This window comes from Kiritimatiellia bacterium (genome assembly GCA_028715905.1).
GTDB lineage: Bacteria > Verrucomicrobiota > Kiritimatiellia > JAAZAB01 > JAAZAB01 > JAQUQV01.
Genome location: JAQUQV010000109.1, coordinates 1 through 4,010, shown reverse-complemented (window position 1 = coordinate 4,010; position 4,010 = coordinate 1). Strand labels below are relative to the sequence as shown.

Annotated in this window: 2 protein-coding genes; both read left to right on the top strand. The window is 59.1% G+C overall.

Annotated elements, in window-relative coordinates:
* On the top strand, window positions 1–2,475 hold a 2,475-nt coding region (gene dnaE, locus PHP98_11820; protein ID MDD5484315.1), incomplete at its 5' end, for a DNA polymerase III subunit alpha.
* A gap of 57 nt (window positions 2,476–2,532) precedes the next feature.
* Window positions 2,533–4,010 (top strand): hypothetical protein (locus PHP98_11815; GenBank protein MDD5484314.1); only part of this gene is annotated, 1,478 nt, incomplete at its 3' end.

Sequence of the window (4,010 nt, the reverse complement as noted above, 5' to 3'; positions counted from 1 at the left end):
CTGATCGTCTGGGATTTTGTCCGGTTTGCCAGGGAAAATAAAATCCCGGTCGGTCCCGGCCGCGGTTCCGGCGCCGGCAGCCTTGTTTCCTACGCGCTCGGCATAACCGGCATTGATCCGCTCCGCTATAAACTCGTCTTTGAAAGGTTCCTCAACCCGAAGCGCGTTACCCCGCCGGATTTTGATATTGATTTCTGCCAGTTCCGGAGGCCGGAAGTGATTGAATACGTCCGGCGGAAATATGGGCGCGAAAATGTGGCGCAAATCATTACCTTTGGTTCGCTCGGCGCCAAGACGGTGATCCGCGACGTCGGCCGGGTCCTGCAGGTTCCCCTTTCCGAGTGCAACCGGCTGGCGAAAATGGTGCCGGAAGACCCCGATATGAACCTGGAAACGGCCAAGAAATTGAATCCGGAGTTCAAAGCGGCCTGCGAGCATGACCAGTATGCCAGACAAATCATGCCGCATGCCGCCGTGCTGGAGGGATTGTTCCGCCACGCGGGCGTCCACGCCGCCGGCGTGGTGATCAGCAACCAGCCGCTCGCGCAGATGATACCGCTTGCAAGGGACAAGGACGGCCAGGTCATAACGCAATTCAGCAAGGACCACGTGGAGGCCCTTGGGCTGATCAAGGCCGATTTTCTCGGCCTCACAACCCTGAATATCATTGACGAAACGGTCAAGCTGATCGCCGAGACCAGGGGGGGCGCAATTGACATAGACAATATTCCTATGGATGACCCCGAAACTTTTGCGCTCTGCCAGCGCGGCGACACGATTGGCGTCTTCCAGCTTGAAAGCCGCGGCATGCGCGACCTGGTGCGCCGGATCGGATTGAACCGGATTGAGGATTTGATCGCCATGGTTGCCCTTTACCGGCCCGGGCCGATGAACATGCTTGATAAATACGTGGAAAGCAAGACCGGCAAGGCCAAAATCACTTATGACGACCCGCGTCTGGAACCGATTCTGGCGGAAACCTACGGTATCCTTCTCTATCAGGAACAGGTCCAGCAGGCGGCCCAGCAGATCGCCGGTTTCAGCCTGGGCGACGGCGACATCCTCCGCCGGGCCATGGGTAAAAAAAAGCCGGAAGAGATGGAAAGACAGCGGGAGAAATTCATTGAAGGCTGCCATAAAACCAGCGGCCTGACCCGCAAAAAGGCGGAAAAGATTTTTGACAATATGGCCAAATTCGCCGGTTACGGGTTCAATAAATCGCACAGCACCGGCTATGCCATCATCGCTTATCAGACCGCTTATCTGAAGGCGCATTATCCGGAAGAATTCATGGCCGCCCTGCTCTCCGGAGAAATCGGGGGCAACACAAAAAAAATGCCGGTTTTCAGCGGCGAAGCCCGTGATATGGGGCTGGAAATTCTTCCGCCCGATATAAACAAAAGCGCGGTCAGATTCCTGCCCCTTTCAAAAGCCGTCCGGTTCGGCCTGGCCGGCATAAAAAACATCGGCGTGGGCGCCGCCGAAGCTATTGTGCAGGAGCGCGAAAAAAACGGGGCTTTCAAAAATCTCACCGATTTCTGCGCCCGCATGGAACCCAAATTCGTCAACCGCAAAATACTGGAAACGCTGATCCGCTGCGGGGCATGCGACGGTCTTGGCGGGCACCGCGCCCAGTTGTTTGAGGCAATTGACCGTCTGTTGAGCCGCGCCGCGGCGGTCCAGCGCGACCGCCAGGCGGGACAGGGCAATTTGTTCGCCGCGCTCGGCGGGGATCACGCCGGCAATGCCGACGGTTGCCTGGCCGCCTGCGAGCCGTGGCACGAAAGCAAACTGCTGGCCGATGAAAAGGAACTGCTGGGCATTTATATGAGCGGCCACCCCTTGTCGCAGCATGAAAAACTGCTTAAATTGTACAGCCTGGCGCGTATCAGCGAACTGGCGGAACTGGAAGACGGCGCCGTAACCCGCGTGGGCGGCCTGCTTGAAAAGGTGGAAAGGAAAGTGTCAAAGGATAACCGGCCCTACGCCACGCTTCAGATTGAGGGGATTGAAGGCTCGCTGGAGGCGATCGTCTTCAACCAGGAGTTGCGGGAATACGAAGGGATCCTGGCGGAGGGCGCGACCGTGCTGGCCTGCGGGCGGATTTCCAAAAATGAAGAGAATGTGAAGATGTACCTGCAGGAAATATATCCCCTGGAGCAGGCGCCCTCCCTTTTTGCGGAGCGGCTCAGCATTCATTTGCCGGCGGCCGCGGTCAATGACAACCTTTTGCATGAAATCCGCAGCCTGCTTCAGGCGCACGCGGGCAATATTTCCGTTTTTTTCTGCCTTCAATTTCCGAAAGGCGAAGAGGTTTTTTTAAGCTGCGGGGCCGGGTTCAGAGTTATGCCGCGGGAAAGCCTGGTAACCGATTTGGAGCGGCTCATAGGGGAAAACAGCGTCTACGTGGCCCCCTTGAGCAGAGCATGCCGCAAGAACGACTCCGGCCGCCGTTTTAATGGCATGCGGCGGTAACCCCCTTGTTTCAGGCGTGAAAAGCAACTTGCCCGCGCTGCCACCGGCCGGGAAAAAATGATGGCGTCCCATGCCTCCAAACTGCCGGAGACCGCGGGAATTCCGCGGCCGCCGGAAATCGCCCTGCATTCCTTAATTTTTCCGGTTAAGGAAGTTTTCGCCAGGGGAAAAATATGTTGCTTCATGCCCCTGCCTTTTTCCGCCGCCGCTTTGTTCGCGCTTGAAATGAGGCGGACGCTCGGCCGTCCCCTCGTCATTATTACCGAAAGCGCCGCGCTCATGGATGAAATGCGGCGCAACCTGGATGCTTTCACGGCGGAAAAGGACGCCGCCGCAATCCTGGATTACCCGCCCCGCGAGGAGGATACTGCCGGCGGAAAGGGCGGGAAGCCCTCTGGGCGCGACAGCGGCCGCCCGGCGATCGCCGCCGGCGAACGTTTGCGCGCCTTGGCCCGGATCGGCGTCGCTCAGTCCCCTTTTTTGATCAATACCTGCGTCCAGGCTCTGATGCAGAAAACAATTTCGCCTGCGGCGCTCAACCGGTATGCCTTGCGGCTTTCCGAGGGAAAGCCGCACGATCCGGACCGCCTGGCGGCATGGCTGGAACAAGCGGGCTATGAGTTTGTTCCGGAGGTGCAGGAGAAAGCCCAGGCCGCCCGGCGCGGCGGCCTGGCCGATGTCTGGCCGCCGTCCGAGCCTCTTCCGCTCCGGATTGAATTTGACGGCCTGACGGTTGAATCCATCAGGCGGTTTGACGCGGTTGACCAGCGCTCGTGCGGCCGGGCGGGCACGGTCGTCATCCCGCCGGCCTCCGAATCCGTTTTAACCCGCGTCCCTCAAATCTCAAATCTTGAATCGCAAATTTCAAATTCTTATGATTCGCTGGCGCAATGTCTGCCGGACGAGACGGTTTTTTTCTGGGTGGAAAAGTGTCCGGCCGCGGCGGATAAAAGCGCCCGGCAGTACGGCGGAATCGCCTGCCACGCCGCACTGCACGAAAGCGCCTGCCGTGACGCCGGATTTTCCGGCGCCGATGTTTCCTTTGCCGCGCTGCTTGAAAATCTTTCCCGGCGGCCCTGTCCCCAGTGTTTTTCGGTTGTTGATTGCTCGCCCTGGCGGTCCCTGGCGCAAACCGGCCTTTCCCCGCATATATTGCCCGATGCTTTCCCCTCGCTGGATCCCGGTTTCCGGGCGCTCCATGATATGAGCCCGCCCTTGCAGTCGTTTTTGACCGTTGATGCCGCGCGCGAAAATCGTCGGCAATGGCTTGGCCGGCTGGAGGAAAAAGCGCGCGCCGGCATGGATGTGCATCTCTTTTTCAGCACCCCGGGCGCGCTTGACCGTTTCCGGAGCGCAAATTCTCCCGGACGGGATGTTTTTCATTTTCACCTCGGCGCCGTTTCAGACGGATTCCTGCATGACCAACTGCGGCTGGCGGTTGTTTCCGAGCCCGGACTGCTCTTCCAGGCGAAAACAATGCGCCGGCGCGCCGAAATAAAGGCCCAGCGCCTGGCGGAGCGCCGGGCCGTCTCCGG